The 22823-nt window shown below is 36.6% G+C and carries 20 protein-coding genes; all 20 read right to left on the bottom strand.

The annotated features are described in order from the left end of the window. Window positions 1–25: 25 nt before the first annotated feature. The 20 genes from AAFX28_RS09600 to AAFX28_RS09505 all read right to left on the bottom strand — a co-directional run bounded on the left by AAFX28_RS09600 (window position 26) and on the right by AAFX28_RS09505 (window position 22789). Window positions 26–2005, bottom strand: a complete 1980-nt coding sequence (locus AAFX28_RS09600; RefSeq protein WP_408687279.1) for an acyltransferase family protein — start codon at window positions 2003–2005, stop codon at window positions 26–28. Between the two features lie 91 nt (window positions 2006–2096). Continuing rightward, the gene (locus AAFX28_RS09595; protein WP_408687277.1) at window positions 2097–3188 is read right to left on the bottom strand and encodes an acyltransferase family protein; all 1092 of its coding nucleotides are present in this window, start codon (window positions 3186–3188) and stop codon (window positions 2097–2099) included. Continuing rightward, complete coding sequence (locus tag AAFX28_RS09590) at window positions 3188–4294, bottom strand: acyltransferase family protein (protein WP_408687276.1); 1107 nt, start codon at window positions 4292–4294, stop codon at window positions 3188–3190. The genes AAFX28_RS09595 and AAFX28_RS09590 overlap by 1 nt, the downstream gene beginning before the upstream one ends. Window positions 4295–4296: 2 nt before the next feature. Then, the gene (locus AAFX28_RS09585) at window positions 4297–7200 is read right to left on the bottom strand and encodes a glycosyltransferase (protein WP_408687274.1); all 2904 of its coding nucleotides are present in this window, start codon (window positions 7198–7200) and stop codon (window positions 4297–4299) included. A gap of 28 nt (window positions 7201–7228) precedes the next feature. Further along, entirely contained in the window at window positions 7229–7900 is a 672-nt protein-coding gene (locus AAFX28_RS09580; protein WP_408687273.1) for a sulfotransferase, read from the bottom strand. Continuing rightward, window positions 7897–8955, bottom strand: coding sequence for a DegT/DnrJ/EryC1/StrS family aminotransferase (locus tag AAFX28_RS09575; protein ID WP_408687271.1), 1059 nt, complete (start codon window positions 8953–8955; stop codon window positions 7897–7899). The genes AAFX28_RS09580 and AAFX28_RS09575 overlap by 4 nt, the downstream gene beginning before the upstream one ends. Beyond that, complete coding sequence (locus tag AAFX28_RS09570) at window positions 8952–10151, bottom strand: hypothetical protein (protein WP_408687269.1); 1200 nt, start codon at window positions 10149–10151, stop codon at window positions 8952–8954. The genes AAFX28_RS09575 and AAFX28_RS09570 overlap by 4 nt, the downstream gene beginning before the upstream one ends. After that, the gene (locus tag AAFX28_RS09565) at window positions 10148–11128 is read right to left on the bottom strand and encodes a sulfotransferase (protein WP_408687268.1); all 981 of its coding nucleotides are present in this window, start codon (window positions 11126–11128) and stop codon (window positions 10148–10150) included. The genes AAFX28_RS09570 and AAFX28_RS09565 overlap by 4 nt, the downstream gene beginning before the upstream one ends. Next, window positions 11121–12101 carry a hypothetical protein gene (locus tag AAFX28_RS09560; RefSeq protein ID WP_408687266.1) on the bottom strand — a complete coding sequence of 327 codons (981 nt, stop codon included), beginning with the start codon at window positions 12099–12101 and terminating at the stop codon, window positions 11121–11123. The genes AAFX28_RS09565 and AAFX28_RS09560 overlap by 8 nt, the downstream gene beginning before the upstream one ends. 2 nt (window positions 12102–12103) lie before the next feature. Then, on the bottom strand, window positions 12104–12799 hold the full coding sequence (locus AAFX28_RS09555) for a WbqC family protein (RefSeq protein ID WP_408687264.1): 696 nt from the start codon (window positions 12797–12799) through the stop codon (window positions 12104–12106). 3 nt (window positions 12800–12802) lie between these two features. Further along, window positions 12803–13345, bottom strand: coding sequence for a dTDP-4-dehydrorhamnose 3,5-epimerase (gene rfbC / locus AAFX28_RS09550; protein ID WP_408687262.1), 543 nt, complete (start codon window positions 13343–13345; stop codon window positions 12803–12805). A 1-nt stretch (window position 13346) separates the two neighbouring features. Then, window positions 13347–14219 (bottom strand): dTDP-4-dehydrorhamnose reductase, encoded by an 873-nt coding sequence (rfbD, locus tag AAFX28_RS09545; RefSeq protein WP_408687260.1) that lies wholly within the window; start codon window positions 14217–14219, stop codon window positions 13347–13349. Window positions 14220–14225: 6 nt separating this feature from the next. Further along, window positions 14226–15095 (bottom strand): glucose-1-phosphate thymidylyltransferase RfbA, encoded by an 870-nt coding sequence (rfbA, locus tag AAFX28_RS09540; protein WP_408687259.1) that lies wholly within the window; start codon window positions 15093–15095, stop codon window positions 14226–14228. Beyond that, window positions 15095–16183, bottom strand: coding sequence for a dTDP-glucose 4,6-dehydratase (gene rfbB / locus AAFX28_RS09535; protein ID WP_408687258.1), 1089 nt, complete (start codon window positions 16181–16183; stop codon window positions 15095–15097). Before rfbB ends, rfbA begins: the two co-directional genes overlap by 1 nt. 6 nt (window positions 16184–16189) lie before the next feature. Further along, complete coding sequence (locus AAFX28_RS09530; RefSeq protein ID WP_408687256.1) at window positions 16190–17236, bottom strand: ABC transporter ATP-binding protein; 1047 nt, start codon at window positions 17234–17236, stop codon at window positions 16190–16192. Continuing rightward, window positions 17236–18012, bottom strand: a complete 777-nt coding sequence (locus AAFX28_RS09525) for an ABC transporter permease (protein WP_408687254.1) — start codon at window positions 18010–18012, stop codon at window positions 17236–17238. The genes AAFX28_RS09530 and AAFX28_RS09525 overlap by 1 nt, the downstream gene beginning before the upstream one ends. Window positions 18013–18058: 46 nt before the next feature. Further along, complete coding sequence (gene cysN / locus AAFX28_RS09520; protein ID WP_408687252.1) at window positions 18059–19471, bottom strand: sulfate adenylyltransferase subunit CysN; 1413 nt, start codon at window positions 19469–19471, stop codon at window positions 18059–18061. Between the two features lie 9 nt (window positions 19472–19480). Continuing rightward, on the bottom strand, window positions 19481–20446 hold the full coding sequence (locus tag AAFX28_RS09515; protein WP_408687250.1) for a DHH family phosphoesterase: 966 nt from the start codon (window positions 20444–20446) through the stop codon (window positions 19481–19483). A gap of 1 nt (window position 20447) precedes the next feature. Next, window positions 20448–21080, bottom strand: a complete 633-nt coding sequence (gene cysC / locus AAFX28_RS09510; RefSeq protein ID WP_408687248.1) for an adenylyl-sulfate kinase — start codon at window positions 21078–21080, stop codon at window positions 20448–20450. After that, a complete protein-coding gene (locus tag AAFX28_RS09505; RefSeq protein ID WP_408687247.1) occupies window positions 21080–22789 on the bottom strand; it encodes an SLC13 family permease in 1710 nt (569 codons plus the stop codon). The genes cysC and AAFX28_RS09505 overlap by 1 nt, the downstream gene beginning before the upstream one ends. Between the last annotated feature and the right edge of the window lie 34 nt (window positions 22790–22823).

Below are 22823 nucleotides of genomic sequence, written 5' to 3'. Positions count from 1 at the left end.
AAAACATTACCAACCTTAAAGTTAATTAATTATTTAAGTATTGCTTAAATAGCGGACTCAATAGTTTATTGCCAAATTCACTTAAATGGTCACCATCAAAGTAAATAGGTCTACCATCAATCTCTGCCATACACCGACCATCCCGACAAAGAACTTTAATAGGATCAATAACTGTAACACCACATGAATCTGAAGCACTAGAAATCATACTTCTTAAAATATTATTTCTTTGAAAATACAATCTTATGTCTATTGAGTAATCTAAGCCATACTTCCCTTGCGAGAGATCTGATGACATAACCTTTGGTATATTTCTTCTCATTTCAGGGACTGGCTGTGTAATAAAAACAGGAGAGCTTTTCTTGGCTTCACACAGTGTCTTTTTTAAGTTTTCTTGAAATAGTGACTCTAACTGTTTAATTTCAATCTGTTCATTATTTCCAAAGTACATCGATGGGTGGTTATCATCAATTATTCGTTCTGGATCTGATTGACCATAGAGATAAGCCCCCCATCTCGCCACAATAAATACTGGAATATTAGGGAATTCTTGTTGAATCCTTTCTAACCTTAGAAAGTTCTCATAATAGCATGCGTCTCCATTCCGATTATTTTTAGCGTTTAGGATGAATGGGCATGAAGCCCTTGTAAAGGCTAACACTCCATCACGATCCAGATCCAAGAGACTTGATATGGATGTCGTTAACGCTTCAGCATGACTATCACCAACAATAATAGCTTTAATATTATCTTGTTGGCCGATATAACAATATGTTAAATCATTTAACTTAACCTTACCATTAACCATACACTTGTATGGATTTCTATTATTTGCCTCCATTGAAGCAATAGCTATTGGTTTTGTACTAAATTTATCAATATAACCACTTACCCCTATTGAATATAAAGAAAAGAATAGGACAGAGGAACCCATAAACGCTAGCAATACCTTAAAAGAAAGCTTACGCCTAAAACTAATTTCAATAAATTGATATGATGCATAAGAAATTAATAATGTAATCAACATCAAAAGCACAAAGTGTTCTATTCTAAAAGATGGTGTTTCTATTAACCTAAAGAAAACAAAAATTGGTTGATGCCATAAATACAATGAATAGGAAATCAAGCCAACATTAACAACTGGCTTTAAAGAAAAAATACTAATGGCGACACTAGTTTTGTCATAAAACATAATAAATAGACAAGTACCTACTACAGGAAGTAAAGTAACAAATGATGGGTGCTTGACATTATGACTAATAAATATCATCGAGAAGATGACAAGCAATATTCCAAAAACTGGCAAACATCTATATATAAAAGAAGACAATCTTTCTTTAATTAATGTATCAAACTGTGACGTTCTATAAAAAGTAATTAAACCACCCAAAATCAACTCCCATGCCCTAGTGATAAGGAAATAGAAGGCCATATCAGGGTCTATATCTACAATATATCTTGATAATTGTAATGATAACAGAGCAAAAAACAGAAGAAAAATAAATAAGTATTTAGAGCAAACCTTATTCAACCCCCATACCAAAAAAGGGAAAACTATATAAAACTGCCATTCAACAGATAAGCTCCAGGTATGAAGCAAGGGACGATAAATACTTGCTATCGACGTATAGCTATCTTGCGTATAGAAATAATGATTTGAACCAAAGTATAATGCAGATCGTAACGACTCAATATAAGTAGTTAATTGACTTGGTAACAAAATAAAAAAAGCAAATATAGATGTAACTAAGAGCATAATGATATATGCAGGCAGTATTCGCTTAGCTCTTCGCCAGTAAAAATCACGAAACGAAAACTCTTCTTGCTCCATCTGACTACGGATTATAGATGTAATCAAATAACCTGAAAGAACAAAGAATACATCAACACCAAAAAAACCACCTTGAATGACCTTAAGTCCAAATACTTCTAAGTTAGCATGGTAAATAATCACTGCAATTACGGCTAAAGCACGTAATCCATCTAATTCTTTTCTGTATATCATTTCTCAGTTTACCCAAACAATCTTAACAATTGCCATCTTAGTTAAAATTCAACCTATCAAGGTACAGCAATAGCATTTATGACATCCCTATTTAAATACTATTTTTATTAGTAAACCTCAAAATAAGCGTTCTCATTGGAGCTTCAAAAAATTTCCATGATATGAGGGAAAATAATAATAAGAAACAAAAATACAAGAAGAATCTAATAGTTAAATCACTTCCAACAAGATCAAAGAAAAACTTCTCCATAATTAAATACACTGGCATTTGTAATATATATAATGAGTAACTAGCCTCTCCTAGGACAACAAAAGGTCGCTTAGACAACCATTGTGTTATGATGCAAGAGTTTGATGCCACCATATAGATGTATAGTGCAAAAAATATTGAATAAAAACTACTCCCATAAGCTAAAGTTATATCGAATAGTTTATTAAGACTGCGGCCATCATATAGAACATATATCATTAAAGCTGTTGATATAGTGAAAGTTAATAATGAAAACAGATTATTATTCACTGTTTTGTTATTTCTCATAAATATAACACCAGAGCATAAACCAAAAAAGAAACTGCAATAGTGAGATAGAGGGAAATAAAATATTAGCTCTCGAAGGGGAAGTTCAGAAGCCGAGATAGCGATATTGGAAAGTTGAATTTCTAATAACTGGCTTAATATAAATTGAGTTACTATATATAAAACAAAAGAAATAGTTATTAACTGTTTGATACTGAGATTAACTAACCGCCAAAAAATGAAAGGAAAACTAGCATAAAAAAACATTTCAACGGAAAGAGACCAGCCTGGAGCATTGTATGATAATGCGTATGAAGGAAACCAAGCTTGTAGCCATGTAATATTCAGAAATAAACCTAAACTATCATTTGGCCCCCAACCTACACCATCAAAAAACAGCCAGGTTAATAAAAGGGCTAAAAGATAAATAGGAGCAATCCTTGCTATACGTGCAAAATAAAAGGACAAGAGAGATGAGGTGGACCTTTTATAGTAAGCGATTGCTAAAACAAATCCAGAAAGAGTGAAAAAGAAAGTGACCATAATTGGTCCCATATTCCCAAATTTTCCTAAAGATTCTTTGAAGAGAGTCCCTGAACCATAATGGAAAATCACCACCAAACATGCTGCAATAAACCGGAAAAAAGTAAGTGATTCAACGCGCACTATTTATTCCCCTTGAGGTTTAGAAACCAAGAAGATACTTTAAGAGCCACATTTTCGACAAGAATAATACACCTGTCACGATGTGCTAATGCTTTCTTCTCAATATAGTGCCATGAAATGTATGCAAAGATTAATGTAACTGCTGTTGAAGTCCAAAAAAGAATCCAACCACTTGGCAAAAAGTAATAAACCAAAGCTTGCTGAACAGGAAATGCATAGATATAAGTACCATATGACAAGTCGCCAAGCTTATTATATCTAAGAACTCCTCCCTTAATTAAGTAGGCAAAACAAACAGTCCAATAAGTGATAAAGATTGGGAACAAAACTTTAGAGAACTTATAATCATTAACTAAATAGTAAAGAACAATGCTTAATACAAGAATGAACCATGAGATTAATATCTTATCTCTTAGAAGATAAAATAAAACCCCAGAATAAAACATAACAAGCAATTTTAGATAGACAGGACTAATTATTTCAATATCTACAAGCCTATATATCCCATTAAAGTATAGCAAGAACAAAAAACTAGCCGAAATAAAGAAGCCAATATTAGAGTGCTTTTTAAGTACTATGTAGATTAATAATACTGATATGTATGAGTAGATCTCCCAAGGAAGTGTCCACAATGATCCATTTACAGCATATTTGTATGGTGTATGTTCAAAAACTCCAGGAAGTGAATACTGAATAACATTATCAAAAAGCCAAATATTGCGCTTTACAAAACTAAAGGTATCACTATGTAGAATATAATCAAATAGATTCAATTCTGTCGTTACCGCACCAACAATATAAGTTGAAAATAAAACTGCAATAATAAGACCTGGAAAGATCCTTACTCCACGAGCAACTAAGAAGAAAGTGATACTTTTCCTATCAACTAAGCTTTTAGTCACCAACATCCCACTAGTAATAAAAAATATATTCACTGCAAGAGCTGAAATTGGCATTCCAATAAATCGAGCCAATGGATCAGCTCCATTTTGAGGGCCCATTGCTAAAATAAAGCTATGACTAAAAATTACTGCAATTGCAGATAACATCCTAATAAGGTTAAAGTTATTATCTCTACTATTTAAATGTGCTGATAATCTAGTCATTATTATAACTTCACTTTTTGTCTTTTTATCGCATCAGGAAATGCTTTATTCAGTAAGCTAGCTCTGCGGAGACGTTCTGCTTGGTCGGCTGGAGTTCTAAAAAGAGATGTTGTTTTCTCGACAAACTTAAACTGCGCATCAGATGCATAGCAAGTCCATAGGTTCCAATCTTCAAGCTGATCCATATCTTCTTCAAATCCACCATGTTGTTCATATAAGTCTTTCTTAAACAAAATTGACTGGATTGGTATATAGTTATGATCAAGAAGAGTTTTATAATCAAACTCTTGGTAAAAGAGAGGCAGCGTTTCAAAAACATGCTCTTGATAGCAGCGTGCTTCTTTATTAACTTCCGTGTGTGCATCCCAAGCTAATGAATACGTAGCCGAAACTTTAGGGTTACTGAGAATCTCATTAACCAAAACCTCTATATGATCTGGGAAAATTAAATCATCATCATCTAAGAATAAACAATATTCCCCTCTCGCCTTAGCTAGTCCTTGGTTACCAGTGTATGATCGGCCCTTCTTTTCAAAACCATAAAACTCAACATTATAGTCTGGGCCATAGGATTGCTTGGCTTTAGAAACAAGGGAGCTATGAGTATCGCCACCATCTTCAACGATTATATGCTGAATATTTGAGTAAGTTTGGTTAATGACAGAAGCTATGCATTCTTTTAGCCAAAACTCTCGTCCCTGATAGGTGCGTGTAATAATTGTCACTAAAGGTTGCTCGTGTGTGCTTATCGGAGTACTTACCTCATAAAAAGCACCATCTCTAATCAGTTCATAATCAAAATATCTGAATGGAAAGTTAACTTGCGAATTTTTATTTGCTGTAGATACAAAATAATTCGCATTCTTGAATATCAACTTTAGATTGTTTACCACCAGTTTACGGCTGCCCTCAAAGCCCCCGCCTCTCACTAGTAAAGCAACCTGTAGTGCCAGCCCTACTAACTTATCTGTGGTATTACCATATCTTAAACGCAGATATGCATTTGCAAGTGTGCTACCTGAGAACTGTATAGGTTTAACTTGGTTCACCTCATCATAGGTATAATGGTATACAAATGCAGAAGGCACATATTTCAATGAATATCCATAGGATCGGAAACGATAAGATAATTCAACATCTTCACCATACATGAATATTCGTTCTTCATACCCACCGACCTCTACATATGCTGAACGCCTAATTAAAATACAGGCATGTGAAGACCAATTAGTTTCAAATGTAACAGGATCATAATATTTAGGGTGTTCATAAGGTAGCTGTTTAAGCTCCCATGATGCTATTTTCTCGTCATCAGAGAGGGCATTTACGACTACCGTTTCAATTGACTCGGGTGCAAACTCTAAATCAATATTAGTTACTAAGAAAAGCTCATTAGTAGATTGACTGACCGCATAATCATGACCAGCACCAAAACCCAAATTTTCTCTTTGATACACAGAGAAACCAGCAAACTGACCTCCTAGCTTTTCCTTTGCATCTAATAATTGCTCAAAGGTATTATTTGTAGAGCTATTATCTACAAAGTGCAGATTAAGTTTATGTACTGGATAATTTTGTGATAGTAGGCTTCCTAAGAATTTATCAAGCCACTGTCCATTATTATATGTAACAATCGTTAGATCTATTTCTGGCAATGCATCGTGTGGAGTTTTATGAGTTATAGAGCGAACATGCTGTTCTGAGCACAAGATATCAGCCCTTTTCAAAGACATACTCTGTATCGCTGGCAAGTTTTGCTTAGAATAAGGACTTGTTGCGATAAATCGTTTAGACTTTAAATAACCATAGTAGAACTTTCTTAATACTGGCTCGAATGGACTTTCTTTGAGCTTTGACTTTAATGCAGGAAAATAAGCTTTCGGTTTAGAAAGTAAGCGTATTGGTCTTGTAACCATCCATGAAAAACTATTGAGTACACTATTTAGGTCATCTAGTATTGCTTGATTTTCTGTTGAGAGTCTATCTATCTCTTTTCTAAAATCATATTCATCTCTATCGAGTTTATTTTTTTGATTTCTAATCAATTCACTTGATATTAATAGTTGTTCTTTATGAAAAGAATCAATTTCTTTTTCAAGAGGAACTGAAAAATCTAAATTATACTTTTCTATAATAGAAGCGACATCAACTAGACTAGCACCAAATTTAAGTTCGTTATAGAAGTTAAATGTAAATCTAGAAACTGGGCTTAAGTCATTACACTCACTAAATATATTATGACGTAAGCTAGGATCGAGATATTCATGACAAAAATAGTTCAGCTTTGGTTTGTCAATATCAAGTGATAACTTTGAGGCAATATCCATTAACACAGATTCTGGATCAGAAATCACTTCACTATAGTCTACGATGTAACTTTTAGATCCGCTCTTTAAACAAGATAAAGATTGGGTTACATAATATAACCAAAGGTAGTATGCATGATGCTCTAGTATGGCATCTCGCTTTTGAAGAGAACCAGCAACTTCTACTGGGTTGCGTAAACAAACTAAATATTTAACTTCAACAGATGATAACTTCTGAAAAACTAAGTTCCAAAAATCCAATAACACACATGTTCTGGGATCTTTAAACCCCCAAACATCATGCTTTTCTAGCTTTGAGCTAATAAGTTCATATGCTTCAGATATTAAATCATTTAACTGGTTGCTATTAATATCGGAAACTTTGAAATGATTAGTAGAATACCAATGGCTACCAAAAATGTTCAATAACCTTTCATTAAAGTTCAATATATCCGCATCTTCCCAGAAGCCTTTTACATTATCATTAGCCTGAGGAATCACGGACTCACTTAGCTCAACTCTAAGACTTTCAAGACCTTTAGTTATTAAGCTAGTGCCGCTTCGATGCATACCTAGAACAACTATAATTTGTTTATTCACTTAAATTCTCACAAAATACCGAATAGATTTACTTAGCTAGCTTAATTGTGTCGCTCAGAGACTTATTTGTCTTATGAGAGTGAACTGATGAGTAGTCCAATTTCCATTTATTGATTCCACAAAACCTTGCTAACCCTTTCCAAGAGTGGGTTTCTAACTTATCAAAATATAGTCGGTTATCAGCATTCAATAGTTTAAAGTAAGCATTAATTTCATCATGATAAGTACAATGAAATTGTAAATAATAATCACGGCTCTCAGTAATTTTGAACGCCTCCCTTGTATCAACATAGTTAAAGTTATCAATAAATTGACTTTTCCATTCAAGATGCCCAAGTCTGCGATACACCTCTGCGTGTCGAATAGCCAAACCAGGATGATTCCCATCACTATGTTTTATCATAGAATCAAACCATTTCTTCGCATCCCTTTCTAGTAGAATAAACTTACTATCAGGTAAATTATGGAAAAGAAATTTGTATATATCGTTATGCCACCAAGGTGAATCTTCAAAAGCGTCATACTCGGATGTCTCAATATAATCTAATAACTCATTTAGTCGGTAGTCATGAGCCATTTCAATAATGCCATCATCAACAGCATTTTTATAAGTACAGACCTTTATCCCATTATCTCGAAGAAAATTACCAACAGACTTAGTTCCTGAACGCTGTAAACTAATACAAAATATTTTACTCATCTGAGTGCCTTAATAAATTTCTTACAAACCTTTTCTACAGGTACATCATAGTAAAGAGGTAAACAGATTACTCTCTCAGATATACTTTTAGAAATGGATTTTTCTTGTTTCCCATAGACCGAACAAAGTGATGGACGAAAATATCTTCGAGTAAGAATCTCCTGACTCGATAACTTTTCAACAACGTTTGATGTACGACATGAGCTATCTAGAACAACTGGCATATAACTTGGGGCTACATCTGTGTTATGGGCAAGTTCTTGAAACTGTACAAGGTCCCTCAAGCATTCCTTATATTCCTCGATTGAGTCTTTGCGGTTTGCAATAATCTTATCTATATCATCTAACAAAGCCAATCCAAAAGCTGCATGTACTTCTGATACCTTTGCATTAATGCCAACGCCATTTGTTTTATCAGGTCCAGAAATACCAAAGTTAATTAGCAACCTAACTTTATCAGCCACATCATTGTCATTTGTCACTATTGCACCACCTTCAACGGTATGAAAAAGTTTGGTTGCATGGAAACTAAGTGTACTAATGTCGCCTTGATTTAAAATAGACTCACCATCGGTCTTAGTACCGAATGCATGAGCAGCATCATATATAACTTTGAGCCCCTTTTCCTTCGCAATATCATTAAACAAGCCTGTTGCACAAGGATTACCATATACGTGTGTAGGCACTATAGCCTCTGTTTCTGGTTTGAGGTGCTCTAATACTCGCAATGGGTCTAGATTGAATGACTTGCCGCATATATCAGCAAAGTCAAAGTCTATTCCTTCCCACTCTAGACTACTTGCCGTCGCAACAAAGGAAAATGGGGTCGTTATGACATGCTTTGAAATTCCAAGTGCTCTATACGCTATTTGAAGTGCTAATGTTCCATTCGCGACTAGGATAACATTTTTTACCCCAAGGTACTCTTCAAGGCGAGTCTCTAACTGACGAACTAAAGGGCCGCGATTAGTCAGAATACCGTTACTGTATATCCCAGTCATATATTTATTGATCTTATTTTGATCAGGAAGATAAGGTTTAGTTACCGGAATCATGTATTGTACAATCTCTCAAGTTCATCACCGAATTTAGAGTACCAAGGAAATCGACCTGCAAACTCAGGAGATAATGCTCCCAAACTCAACCCTAAATCTAGCTGAGATACTCCTAACTGCATTTTGTGGATTTTATAGCTAAAGATAGAAGCTAACATGCCACACTGATAGAGAATGATACCATTCCCACTTTGAGAACCAATATGCTTAACTACTCTATCTACTATCTTCTCACGTTCTGACGCTGCTGAATATTCTGGAACGTCAACCATTTCACCCTTAAACAGCCCATTTTGAAACAGATAATTTAACTCTTTAGGTCCAACTATAATCACAAAATCATAATTGACATTAATCGACTCAATTAGTCGAATGAACTCACCTTTATAAACAATATCTTTTCCCTCCAAGCCATTATAATAAACCCCCCCATTAACTCCAATTAAAGACAATGCATCAACCATATTATCTTTTGACTTTGAGTTTATTTCATGGTGTTCACCACCAACTGAAGATATAGCTTGGTAATATCCTGAAGAGCTGTATAAGAATGACTCAAGCCATTCAAAATAGAGTCCTTCATGAGACCAATTCCTAGATATAGCCCAGTCAGGAAAAACCTCTTTATAGGCTCTTAATACTAGAGATATCTTTTGGTCATTTGTGAGGTTAACATCTGCACTATGAACACTTTTGTGTATAGCATTAATAGTGTCAAAAATTCCATGATTTTGCTTAACGTAAGTAAAATCATCATCAGAAGAGATCAAGTCAAATATTATGGGCTTACCTGTGATAAGGAAACCTCTATATTCTTCATTGTTTTTTCTTTTCTTATCTATTTTATCCTGAAGCTCTGGCAATGACAATGTGTCATTGTTTATATAGGAATGTTCTCTCTCAAACAATTCGAACTTACTATAGTCATTTTTAAAATGTCTCTTAAAACAAAAAAACAACAGCTCGAAGTTCAATGAACCTAAACAGAAGTATTTAGTATTTTCAAATAAAAAAGGGTCAATACCACCTAAAACCTTCAGTCCGTAGCGCTCACTAATTTCCATTTTTAATAAAATATCATTAGGAGAGAGGCTATTAATATCATAAATGTTTTTAATAGCCTTTTTTTTACATCCACTAATAAAAAAAACTGCAGACCAAAATATCGAAGTAATAATTAAAAAAAATCGTTTCAAGTATCACCTCTCAACATTTCTTGTTCAATTTTATTTTTCGCCGATAAAAGTTGCTCCCAAACTATATTATCTACGGATTTAAAATTTGCATCAATAATACTATCCCTAGGAACATCTCTATCACTACGAAGCGTAACACCAAGCTTGTCATACTTACTTTTTATTAAACTAAATACTCCCTCTGGATCTTCTACAAACCTTTCATAATCCAGGATTAATTTATTATCACTAGGAATAGACTTTAAACACTCTTCTATCTCATAGTTGCTGTATAAAACTTGCCCTGCAATTTGTTCAAAGATATTCCTATCTTTTAGTGATTTATATTGCTTTGGTTTTGCAGACCACCAATGGCTAGCCCCCTCCATTTCAGACAACCTTGACTTATAAATCGACTGCATATTATAAATAGGGTCTCTTCGTATATATATATACAAGACTTTCCCTAACTTATTTGAAAAAAAATCAAGATTATATTGAAACATTAATGCTTTTGTTAAGAAAGGTTTATTATTAAGCTCACATATAATATCTAAATCTTTTCTTAAAGAAACACAATCAACCTTAGAAAGCTCTTCTTTATTCAAATAGCGTATTGTTTGATTAGGGAAATAGTGTCTAAAGAAATGGAAAAATTCATTCGCATTCATAGCTCCCTTGCTACGCCCATATTCAGATGAAAAGTCAATATTTGATGAGTTCCTAATCAACCCAAACTTTTCATCAAACATCAATCTCTGAAATAGCATTCCTACATACAAAGATGAAGAAAAGCGAGTTAATAGGTTAGTCGGGTAGTTCCAAGCGTTCGTGTATGATAGATACTGAAGTAGCGCAGTTGTTCCACTTCGAGGACAGCCAAGTATGAACGCATGACAAAAGTCAGTTTTCATAAACTGACTTGAACCCTTCCTTACCCTATCTTGAACAGGCTTTAACAACCTTTCAAGTTCTTTAATTAATGTAATTTCATCCATATTTTTTTAGCAGCTTGTAAAGGCTTTCGATTAGAAAGCGAACATCAGCAAACTTAAGCCTATGATCTATAGGTAAGAATAATGTATTTTCGTACATGTAATTGTTACTTCTCGGCCAATATCTAGGTAAATAGATACCCTTGGGTATCAATTCTCGACAGATATTCGTCACATTTTCACTCATGACTAAAGGGTAGCAAAGTGGTACCGATTGAGAGTGTAAGGAAAGATTAGACAAATTAATTTTAGAAAATTCATCATCTAGTTTTTTATAGTTTTCTACTCGTGCAATCTTTATCGACTCGAGATCATAACTGTCAACAAGGCTTTCAGATATCTGAGACATGAAAAGTGGTTGCAGTTGTGTAAATTCACTCTCAGATGCTAAGAATTTTTCATACCCAAGGCTAATTTCTCCTTTCATCCTTAGATATAAGTGATCTATATGGCTCATACCATCAAAAAATAACTTTGGATAGTTATTATTTAAACTAACATCTGTATACAAATAGCCACCATCTGCTATTCCAAGAAACTTTCTTGGAGAATAAACTGTAGCAGAACAATCCAGAGGTTCAGAAAAAAGTGATTGAGAGTTATCGATAATCACTTTTGATCGATGAGCATCATGGCTGTATAAATATGATTCTATTTCTTTATCACACAAACCAAAATAATTAACTAGTAATAAAAATTCACCATCAAGCAGACTATTTAAATCAACAGAATCAGGTAGCATTCTATCATCAAGCTGATAAAACACTGCCTCTATTTTTAAAGTTTTAAATACAGGAAGTATTACATCACATACGTAAGATGGTATATAAATTTTACGGCATACGACATTTGAGAGGAATAAAAAAAGAGCACTCCTCGCAGATTGTAGTTTGAGAGCTTTAGGGTGAAGACTAGAGCTAGAATTACCATACTCTAACTCACCAAAACCACCAATCTTATATTTAACTTTACTCATCGCTATATAAGTTCGTAATTAAGTAACATTTCACAAACTTGCTCTTTTGAGTTCCACATGAGAATATCAATCATAGAAAGATTATCAATAAATTCACTATCAGTACTATTTTGATAGGAGTGCATTTCATTTTTTCTAATAAAGTTAAGACATATACTATTATCTTTAAAATAGGACTGATCGTATAAATTAATACCACCATATGAATTGACATATTTATTACAATTCATAATCTTACAAATATCGATTATCTTATCGGTTGCTGAAAGGGTTCTGTCATAGGCTAAGTCACTTGAAAAGTATAGCTCCTTTTCTATCTCAAGATATTTAAATACTAATTCTATTGATTTTGCAGCAACGACTGATAATCTTCGGTCTTCAGAAAGTAGAGTTTCTTTTATTAATGGGTAAATATCATTAAAGTAAGGAGCTTTACAATATGCTTGCTCAATTGTTGTAAGTAGCTTTCTGAGTTTATCACTGCATAGAACATCACAAATCAGTACATTCGATGAAGCGCCAGTCAAAGGAACCGTAAACCTTTGTTTTTTATTGTTAACCTTGATCAGATTTCTATTTATATAGCCACCTTTAATATAGGTAACATCATCATAGAAAACAAAACAATCGACTGAGTTTACTAGCTGATAATAGCCTAAATAGGGGAATATGTAAGGTTGCATTAACCCGAGAATCATATGTTATATCTCTAGATTCGCTAGTTTTATTCCTACTTTATCTTTTTCAGATAGAATAGGAGTGTCAAACATTGGCCAATTAATAGCAATATCATTATCGTCCCATGCAATTGTTAACTCAGCATTTGGATTATAATAATCCGTACACTTATAGACAAACTCTGCCTCATCACTCGTTACATAAAATCCATGAGCAAAACCTTCAGGCACCCAAAGTTGACGTTTATTTTCTGCTGATAGGTAAACCCCAACCCACTGCCCAAATGTAGGTGAGCCCTTACGAATATCTACCGCTACATCAAAGACTTCGCCAGAAACAACACGAACAAGTTTTCCTTGCGTATTTTCAGTTTGAAAATGCAAGCCTCGTAAAATGCCTTTTTTCGATTTAGAGTGGTTATCTTGAACAAAGTTCGCTGGCTTTCCTGTAACAAGCTCTTCAAACTTCTTTTGTTGCCAGGTTTCCATAAAAAAACCACGTTCATCACCAAACACAGTAGGTTCAATGATCTTTACTTCAGGAATCTTGGTATCTATAACTTTCATATTACTTATATGCTTGAATATTGGTTAATGCTTGTTGCCAGTCACTTGGTTTAATACCAAACTGTTCCACAACCTTACTGCAATCCAAACGCGAATTTGCAGGTCGCTTAGCTGGAGTCGGATAGGCAGAAGTTGAGATTGCTGTTAATTGCGGTTGTTTCGATATAATTTGTTTCTGTTCTGCCACGCTAAAGATCTGCTTTGCGAACTCAAACCAACTCGCATAAGGCATACCTGAAAAGTGGTACACACCCCATTTTGCTTGATTCCCTGCCTCAATAAACTCCATCATACGGATTAAAGCATTGGCAATATCACCAGCGTAAGTAGGTCCACCAACTTGGTCACCAACAACGCTTAGTTCATCACGGTTTTCTGCTAAACGCAGCATCGTTTTTACAAAGTTATTACCGTGTTCAGCAAACACCCAAGCAGTACGTAAAATTAGATACTTTGTACATGCTTCCGCTACAGCAACTTCACCTGCTAGTTTACTTTCACCGTAGACACCTTGTGGGCCAGTTAAGTCCGACTCTTTATAGGCCTCTTCTCCTTCGCCATCAAATACATAATCGGTAGAGATATGTAATATCACAGCACCACATTGCTGTGCCGCTTCTGCTAAGTATTTGGGACCATCACGATTAATCGCATACGAAGCAGTTACTTCTTCTTCAGCTTTATCAACTGCAGTATGCGCTGCGGCATTGATGATGTACTTCGGCTTAAACTCAGCAACAACCTTATCTACAGCTTGCTGATCAGTAATATCTAACTTGTGATAATCAAGAGCTAATAGTTCTGCTTTACCTTCTAATCGCTCTGTTAAGCAATGACCTACTTGACCATTGCAACCGGTAATCAAAACTTTCATCAGAACTTACTTCCCTTTTAGTAAAGACATTAAATATTGACCGTAATCGTTCTTAAGCATCGGAGCAGCAAGTTGCTCAATATCATGATCTGATAACCAACCTTGGCGCCACGCAATCTCTTCTAAACAAGCAACTTTGAGCCCTTGCACATTTTCTATTGTTTGAACAAAGGATGATGCTTCATGTAAGCTTTCATGAGTCCCTGTATCTAGCCACGCAAATCCACGACCAAGTAACTCAACATTTAATGAACCATCTTGTAGATACATGTCATTAATCGAAGTGATCTCTAATTCACCACGTTCAGATGGTTCAACCTGTTTAGCAAACTCCACCACACGGTTATCATAGAAATACAAACCTGTTACCGCATAGTTAGATTTTGGCTGTACTGGCTTTTCTTCAATCGAGATAGCTTTCATGCTGTCATCAAACTCAACCACACCAAAACGCTCAGGATCTTTAACTTGATAACCAAACACTGTTGCACCAAATTCACGTTCAGCTACATTCTGTAACGTTTTACTAAATGATTGGCCGTAGAAAATATTATCGCCAAGTACCAAACAGACATTATCATCACCGATGAATTCTTCACCAATAATAAATGCTTGTGCTAGACCATCAGGACTAGGCTGAATTGCATACTCTAAGTTGATCCCAAAGTCGCTACCATCACCTAACAAACGCTTGAAACCAGCATTATCTTCTGGTGTTGTGATGATCAAGATATCCTTGATACCCGCTAACATCAGTGTCGATATTGGGTAGAACACCATTGGCTTATCATAAATTGGCAATAACTGCTTAGATACACCACGTGTTAGTGGGTAAAGACGAGTACCAGAACCACCTGCAAGAACAATCCCTTTCATTATTTTTCTTCCTCTGTAACAACACCTAAGCGCTCACGCTGATAACTACCATCTTGAACATTCTGACACCATACTGAGTTATCTAAATACCACTGCACGGTTTTACGTAGTCCAGTTTCAAACGTCTCTTCAGGTGTCCAACCTAGCTCTTTCTGCATTTTTGAAGAATCAATCGCATAACGACGATCATGCCCCGGGCGATCTTGAACATATGTAATCTGCTCTGAGTAAGCTCTATCTTTAGGTACTAATGTATCTAAAATTGAACAAATCGTTTCAACTACCTCAAGATTTTGCTTCTCATTATGACCACCAATGTTGTAGGTTTCACCAACCTTACCTTCTGTTACAACTTTGTACAGCGCACGGGCGTGGTCTTCCACAAATAACCAATCTCGAATTTGATCGCCTTTACCATAGATTGGTAAATCCTTACCTTCTAAAGCATTAAGAATCACCAGCGGAATCAACTTTTCAGGAAAGTGATATGGTCCGTAATTGTTTGAGCAGTTAGTTACTATTGTTGGCAAGCCGTATGTGCGCAGCCAAGCACGTACAAGATGATCGCTTGAAGCCTTTGATGCAGAATATGGACTCGATGGCGCATATGGTGTCGTTTCTAAAAACATTGGCAATTCAGTGCCAGTTTCTACCTCATCGGGATGTGGTAGGTCTCCATAAACTTCATCAGTAGAGATGTGATGAAAACGAAACGAATCTTTTTGTGCCTCGCTCAGAGTATTCCAGTATGCTCGCGTAGCTTCAAGCAGTGTATAAGTACCCACCACATTTGTTTCAATAAACGCAGCAGGCCCTGTAATAGATCGATCTACATGAGATTCTGCCGCTAAGTGCATAACAGCATCTGGCTTATGTTCAGAAAAAACACGAGCCATAGCATTCGGATCACAGACGTCAGCACGCTCAAAAGCATAACGTGGATTATTTGACACTGTTGTCAATGACTCAAGATTACCAGCATAAGTTAACTTATCCACATTCACTACTTCATCCGAAGTGTTCTCAATAATATGACGAACAACTGCAGAGCCAATAAAACCCGCACCACCAGTAACTAATAATTTCATAATATTTTAAATATTTTCCAGTAATGTTAACGACACAACTTCGACTTCAGCTCCATCACATATTGCGGTAATAGAGTTTCTCTCATCTAGATATAACTCACCCTCATGGTACCTAGCCATACCAGCTTGCTCAATATCTTCATAATTGTTCTTATAGCCAGGTGTAGCAGTCGGACCTTGAAGCTGAATGTGTTTCATTTGCTCGGTTTTTACGAATAGGCCTGATACATTTCTATCCTTAAAATCAACTAAAACACATTTAAATTTCAACACATTACCAGCGACTTCAAACTGTTCAAATACGAATAAAAAGTCAGGGTTTAACTGATAATTCTCTACTGTCAATCCATAGGTCGAGAAACGCACATTAATATTGTACTCTTGGTAGATTTGTTTTGCTTCCCCCTCCTTCCGAACTTTCCCGCCATCTAACCAGACAATGCGCTCTGAAAGTCGAGATACTTGAGCTTCCGAGTGGGACACAATTATCACCGTAATGTCCGAAGCCATTTTCTCTTCGAGAGCCTGCTCTGCTTTTTGCTTGAAGCTAACATCTCCAACACCCAAAACTTCATCAATCAGCAATACATCGGGGGAAATATACATAGCAATAGAAAAAGCTAATCTAGCGCTCATCCCAGAAGAGTACGTTTTCACTGGCTTTTCAAAAAAGCCTTGAAGTTCTGAGAATGTTTTAATTAATTCTAGCTTTTCAATAATATCTTTTTTTCGGTAGCCTATTAGCATGCCGCTAATTATTGCATTTTTTCTTCCAGATAAATTAGGATCAAAGCCAGCAGCTAAAGCCATCAAAGAAACACTACTAGTATGGTGAGTAATTTCACCTTTATCTGGCTTAAATATGCCAGCTAAAAGCCTAAGTAACGTGGATTTACCCGCTCCATTTCTTCCAATAAGGCCTAATGTCTCACCTTTATAAACATCAAAAGAGACATCTTTAAGTGCGGTGTACACATTACTTTTAAAAAGAGAACTTCTCTCTTTATATGTAACGGCAACATTTTTTAGCTCAATTGCTTTATCATTACTCATTATTCAAGTACCACTCTAGGCAATATATACTCTAGCTTTCTATACAACCACAACGAAAGAAGGGTTAAAATCACACCAATACCTAGCACATAAGATAGCAATGCCCAACTTGGAGCAATTCCATCAATCAATACCATCCGATACGAAGAAAGTAGTGCTGCCATTGGGTTTATAAAAAAATATTCCTGAGCAGCCAAGGGGATATCTTTATAGCTAAAGAAGATGCCAGAACAAAACATTAAAAACTGAAGCCCTGTGGGAATAACAAAGGACATGTCACGAATAAATGGAACTAACAATGCGCATATTAATGAAACACCCAGTATAAATACGAACTGAATTGCGATGATAGGTAGTAAGCTAAACCAATTTAATGATGGACTTAAACCATAAAACAAAAGAAATAATAATAAAATAAAGAAAACAATTCCTTGTTTTACTAGATCTTGAGTAATGCAGGTTAATGGAAAAATGATCTTTGGTATGTGCAGTTGATTCATCAGCTGCTTCCCATTTAACACGCTATTCATTGCATGAGATACAGTTTTAGAGAACCATAGCCACGGGATCAACCCTGTTAAAAGAAAAGCAACAAAGTTATCCGCCCCACCATTAAGCAAAAAAGCAAAAACTGTATAGTAGACAGCCATATGCATTAGTGGTTCAATGATCCACCAAGCATAACTTAAGTAATTCACTGAAGCTTCAGAGCGTAAATTTAAACTAGCCCTTACCCAAATTAATTCAAGTGTTCGTTTCGTATCAAAAGAATGCATATAATATTTTAAACGAAGAGTGTTTCGTTTTTCCTACCTTTAACTTTTAAATGCTTTTACAGCCCCATTCAGGGAATTGCTCACAAATCAATGCGTTTAGTGCTTTTTCAGATTCGGTATATACACGACCTTCAGTATTACCCGATTTATCAGAGATTGTACTTATCATACCCGCACCAACCGTTACATTATTGATACGATCGATGACAATAAATGCACCTGTTTGCGGTAATTGCTGATACTCATCCATTGCTATAGTATCAGTAAGCTTGATGTTGATTAGCGCAATCTCGTTAAGCTCTAAACTATCAGCACCTTTAGCATGTTGTTCGAGTGTGTTTACATCGACTTTATGGGCAATGCTTGCAACCTTGCCTGAACAGCTCTTAGTAGCAAACTTAAATAGGTACTCTTTGTGCGTCAGCATTGGCTGTTCACCCATCCAAACAAGATGGGCCTCACACTGATTGGTCACTTGGGGTTCATGACCCGTATGAACAATCATATCACCACGAGAGATATCAATTTCATTTTCTAGCGTGATGGTAATAGCTTGGCCTGGATATGCAGTTTCTAACTCACCATCATGGGTGAAGACTGATTTTACTTTAGACGTTTTACCTGATGGTAGTGTTGTTACATCATCGCCTACCTGAACTTGACCTGAGGCCAATGTTCCACAGAAGCCACGAAAGTTTAGGTTAGGCCGATTTACATACTGCACAGGGAAGCGCATATGTTCTAAGTTCTTGTCTTTATCAACTTTAACCGTTTCTAGCAACTTCATTAGTGTAGCGCCCGGGTACCAATCCATTTTTTCACTTGGTGTAACTACGTTATCACCCTTAAGTGCAGAAATGGGCACAAAGCGAATATCATCGATGTTGAAGTTCTTCGCCATTTCACGGTAATCAGCTTTGATTTGCTGGTATACCTCTTGGCTATACTCCATTAAATCCATTTTGTTGATCGCAACAATAATGTGTTTGATACCTAATAGGGAACAAATGTAACTATGACGGCGTGTTTGAGTTTGAATGCCACGACGAGCATCGACCATCACGATCGCCAAATCACAAGTTGAAGCTCCTGTCACCATATTCCGCGTGTACTGCTCATGTCCTGGAGTGTCTGCAATAATAAACTTGCGCTTATCAGTAGAGAAGTAACGGTAAGCGACATCAATAGTAATGCCTTGCTCACGTTCTGATTGAAGACCATCGACTAAAAGCGCTAAGTCAAATGCTTCATCGGTGGTGTTAAACTTCTGAGAATCCTTTTCGATCGCAGCCATTTGATCTTCATAGATCAGCTTTGAATCGTAAAGTAGGCGACCAATGAGTGTTGATTTACCATCATCCACGTTACCACACGTTAGAAAACGCAATAGATCCTTGTTTTCATGTACTTTTAAATACGCTTCGATATCTTTAGCAATAAGCTCTGAAGAGTGTGACATGTCCTATTCCTACTTCTTATAAAATTCATTTAAAGCCTGTACGAAGTTTTCTACTTCAGACTTTGGTAATTGGTTAATACCTGCAGCAGCTTTTCGCCCGCCACCAGTTGCAAACTGACTACACACCTCATCGGCACCCGTTCTATTGTCTAAAGGAGCTCTTACACTGACAGTGTAGTCTTCTCCATTTGCATTCAAGGTTAGCACTGCATGTGCTTTACTTGATGATTGGTTAGCCAATTGGTTACCAAATACACCGCTAATTCTTCGAGCCCAAGCTTCACAAGGCAATACATACACTTCTGCTGACAAAGTTGTAAAGCTTGCTTCCAGTGTTTCTAGATTGCTTACATCACTTTCATACCCTTGCTTCAGCAAGTAGTAAGGGGAGTTCGTATCAGTTAACAGACCAAATGGTGACTCATACTGCATCAGTTGAACAAATAGCTCTGCGGGTTCTATGTGCAAATCAGATAAGCTTGAACCGTAACCATTGTAATTGATTAATACTCCGAGTTCTTTTAAAAACTCGACTTGTTCAACTTGCAGCTCACATTCATTAGCCAGCTTTTCTGCTTGAGCATTTAGGTTATCGCCAAAAGCACCCGCTATAGCCCAATGAATATAACGCCCACCAATATGTTTATTGATCAATAAACTAGTACAGATTTGAGCATCAAGATCGATCAAAGCGGTAAAGTTATCAGCTTGAGGCACTTCCCCTGTACGGTGATGATCACAATAGAAAACTGGTATCTCCCTATCTAATAACTCATGCAACGCATCTAGGTTCTTTTCCATTGAAATATCTAAGGCCGTCACACCACTAACATTTACCTCATTAACGACCTTTTGCAATAGTTTGATATCTCTCTTAACCCCGGTGATTAGAGTAGAGCTTTTGGGCTCATACTTACGCAGTTGGATAAGAGACAAGATGCCATCTGCATCACCATTAAAAACATCGTAATGCATATTAAATATATTCTTTTTCAGTCAGTGTATCGATAATCTGCTGTGCACACGCTTCAATCGTTGCGTCCGCTGTTTTGACATGTATTTCAGCAGAAGTTGGCGCTTCGTATTCAGAATCTATACCAGTGAAGTGTTTAATTTCACCCGCACGCGCTTTTTTATATAAGCCTTTAGGATCGCGTTGCTCACAGACTTCTAGCGGCGTATCAATAAACACCTCCAAAAACTGCCCACAATCTAACAGTTCTCGTACCTGATCTCGATCGGAAATAAATGGAGAAATAAATGCAGTCAGCACAATCGCACCGGAATCAACAAACAGTTTAGCCACTTCACCGATTCGGCGAATGTTCTCAACTCGATCTTCATCACTAAAGCCCAAATCTTTGTTGAGCCCGTGACGTACATTATCACCATCAAGTAGGTAGCTATGTTTGCCCAACTCTAGCAGTTTTTTCTCAACCGCATTGGCAACCGTTGACTTACCAGAACCACTTAAACCGGTGAACCATAGCACGACAGGTTGCTGTTGCTTCAATTCAGAGCGTTCTTGAGGTGATACTGTCGCATTGTGCCAAACAATATCATCATTCGCTGATTCATTTTTTTTTTGTTGTATGGATTCATAATTCATTAAAACGGGAATATTAGTGGAATAGCGGTAAGTGCTACGACGATATAACTCAGTGAAACTTTCCAACCCACTCGGATAAAATCTTTAAAGCTATAGCCCCCAGCATTCATCACCATCAAATTTGTCTGGTAGCCATATGGGCTGACAAAACAGGCACTGGCTGCATAAGCAACCCCCATAATGAAAGGCATTGCATTCACCTGGTATGCACTCGCAAGTGACAAACCTATGGGTAACATGATTGCCGCCGCTGCGGTATTAGTGATAATTTCAGTCATCATCACAGTTACCAAGAACAGTACCGAAAGAGCTATATAAGGGGATGCTTCACCCAATAGCTGATAAAGCATCTGCGTTATACTGTTAGCTAACCCTGAGTCACTAAATGCTTGGGCAATAGAAAGCGCACATACTAAGATGAGCCATAGCTCAAAAGGAAAACGTCGGCGGATTGTAGTACCATCGATAACCTTAATGCCAAGCATGAACACGATGTAAGCTCCGATAGACTCCAGCAAACTAACCGAAGTTAATGCAGAAATAGTAATGGCAAACACAAAACCAACAATGGCACACAAGTTCTGCATAGAAGTCAGGGTATTATTAAGCTCAATCCCGCTTAGTATAAAAAAGTTACGCGTTAAGTTTTGTCTTTTATTAAAATCTTGCCCTACCGCCAGAACCAACTTATCCCCTGACTGTATTTTTTGGTCACCCAATTTACCAGATAAACGTTGCCCCTCTCGGTTAATCGCTACTACTGCGGCATCAAAGCGAGAACGGAAGCCACTACTTTTAAGTGTTTTTCCAATCAATACTGATTCTGGGCTAACGATAACTTCGGTTAGGTTGCTGCTTAACAACTGGCTGTTATCAGCAAAAATTTCCACACCATCGAGCAGCTTTAATTGCTTGATGTTTTCCACATCACCTGTAAACACTAATTTGTCGTTGGCTTCGATGAGAGTCTCTGGGGTTACGGGTGAGATAAGCTGTTGACCTCTTACAATCTCGGCGAGAAACAATCCATCTAAGGCACGTAACTGATTAACTTTAACTGTCCTCCCAATGAGTTTACTCGCCCCTCTTACTTCAGCATCAATGAAATAGCCTTGATGAGATTCCACACCAGTTTGCTCATCTTTAAGGCTACCACAGCTCAAAGCGATGATGATCCCAACACAAGCGAGCAACAATAGTCCTACAGGTGCGAAGTCGAAAAAGCCCAATTCCGGCAGATCCATATCAACTAAAAGTGCATTAACTACCAAATTAGTGGCTGTACCTATAAGCGTGATCGTGCCACCTAGAATGGCAAAATAAGATAATGGAATAAGCAAGCGGCTAGAGGCGTGCTCTTGATTTCTTTTCACGCCGCTCATTAAAGTGGCAACAACCGCGGTATTATTCAAAAAAGCAGAGCTTAATGCAGATGATATTGCCAAATTGAACAGAGTTTTAGGATAGCTAGAATGGAAGATTTTACTCGATAGCCATGACAACAGATGGCTTTTTTCTAACGCTAAAGAGGCCACCATCAGACTAATTAAAGTCAATACTGCACTGTTAGTGACATTGGATAAAAGCTCGTGCTGCTCTACTTGACCAGAGATATACAGTACGATCGTAGCAGAGACGAATAACGACACTGCCCGATATTGAGTAAATATCAGGCAGAGTAACAAACCAATAATAACTAGAGCAGTCACTAACACAGCTTACAATCTTAATATCGCAGTTTAG

Source organism: Vibrio sp. TBV020, from assembly GCF_046056895.1.
Taxonomy (GTDB): Bacteria; Pseudomonadota; Gammaproteobacteria; order Enterobacterales; family Vibrionaceae; genus Vibrio.
This window is presented reverse-complemented; position numbering and strand designations above follow the sequence as displayed.

Bases quoted from the DNA above. Each gene is read 5' to 3' on its own strand.
- rfbA (WP_408687259.1), bottom strand. From the start codon at position 15,095: ATGAAAGGGATTGTTCTTGCAGGTGGTTCTGGTACTCGTCTTTACCCA.
- AAFX28_RS09590 (WP_408687276.1), bottom strand. From the start codon at position 4,294: ATGACTAGATTATCAGCACATTTAAATAGTAGAGATAATAACTTTAAC.
- AAFX28_RS09565 (WP_408687268.1), bottom strand. From the start codon at position 11,128: ATGGATGAAATTACATTAATTAAAGAACTTGAAAGGTTGTTAAAGCCT.
- rfbD (WP_408687260.1), bottom strand. From the start codon at position 14,219: ATGAAAGTTTTGATTACCGGTTGCAATGGTCAAGTAGGTCATTGCTTA.
- AAFX28_RS09600 (WP_408687279.1), bottom strand. From the start codon at position 2,005: ATGATATACAGAAAAGAATTAGATGGATTACGTGCTTTAGCCGTAATT.
- AAFX28_RS09515 (WP_408687250.1), bottom strand. From the start codon at position 20,446: ATGCATTACGATGTTTTTAATGGTGATGCAGATGGCATCTTGTCTCTT.
- cysN (WP_408687252.1), bottom strand. From the start codon at position 19,471: ATGTCACACTCTTCAGAGCTTATTGCTAAAGATATCGAAGCGTATTTA.
- rfbB (WP_408687258.1), bottom strand. From the start codon at position 16,183: ATGAAATTATTAGTTACTGGTGGTGCGGGTTTTATTGGCTCTGCAGTT.
- AAFX28_RS09560 (WP_408687266.1), bottom strand. From the start codon at position 12,101: ATGAGTAAAGTTAAATATAAGATTGGTGGTTTTGGTGAGTTAGAGTAT.
- AAFX28_RS09530 (WP_408687256.1), bottom strand. From the start codon at position 17,236: ATGAGTAATGATAAAGCAATTGAGCTAAAAAATGTTGCCGTTACATAT.
- AAFX28_RS09525 (WP_408687254.1), bottom strand. From the start codon at position 18,012: ATGCATTCTTTTGATACGAAACGAACACTTGAATTAATTTGGGTAAGG.
- rfbC (WP_408687262.1), bottom strand. From the start codon at position 13,345: ATGAAAGTTATAGATACCAAGATTCCTGAAGTAAAGATCATTGAACCT.
- AAFX28_RS09575 (WP_408687271.1), bottom strand. From the start codon at position 8,955: ATGATTCCGGTAACTAAACCTTATCTTCCTGATCAAAATAAGATCAAT.
- AAFX28_RS09580 (WP_408687273.1), bottom strand. From the start codon at position 7,900: ATGAGTAAAATATTTTGTATTAGTTTACAGCGTTCAGGAACTAAGTCT.
- AAFX28_RS09555 (WP_408687264.1), bottom strand. From the start codon at position 12,799: ATGATTCTCGGGTTAATGCAACCTTACATATTCCCCTATTTAGGCTAT.
- cysC (WP_408687248.1), bottom strand. From the start codon at position 21,080: ATGAATTATGAATCCATACAACAAAAAAAAAATGAATCAGCGAATGAT.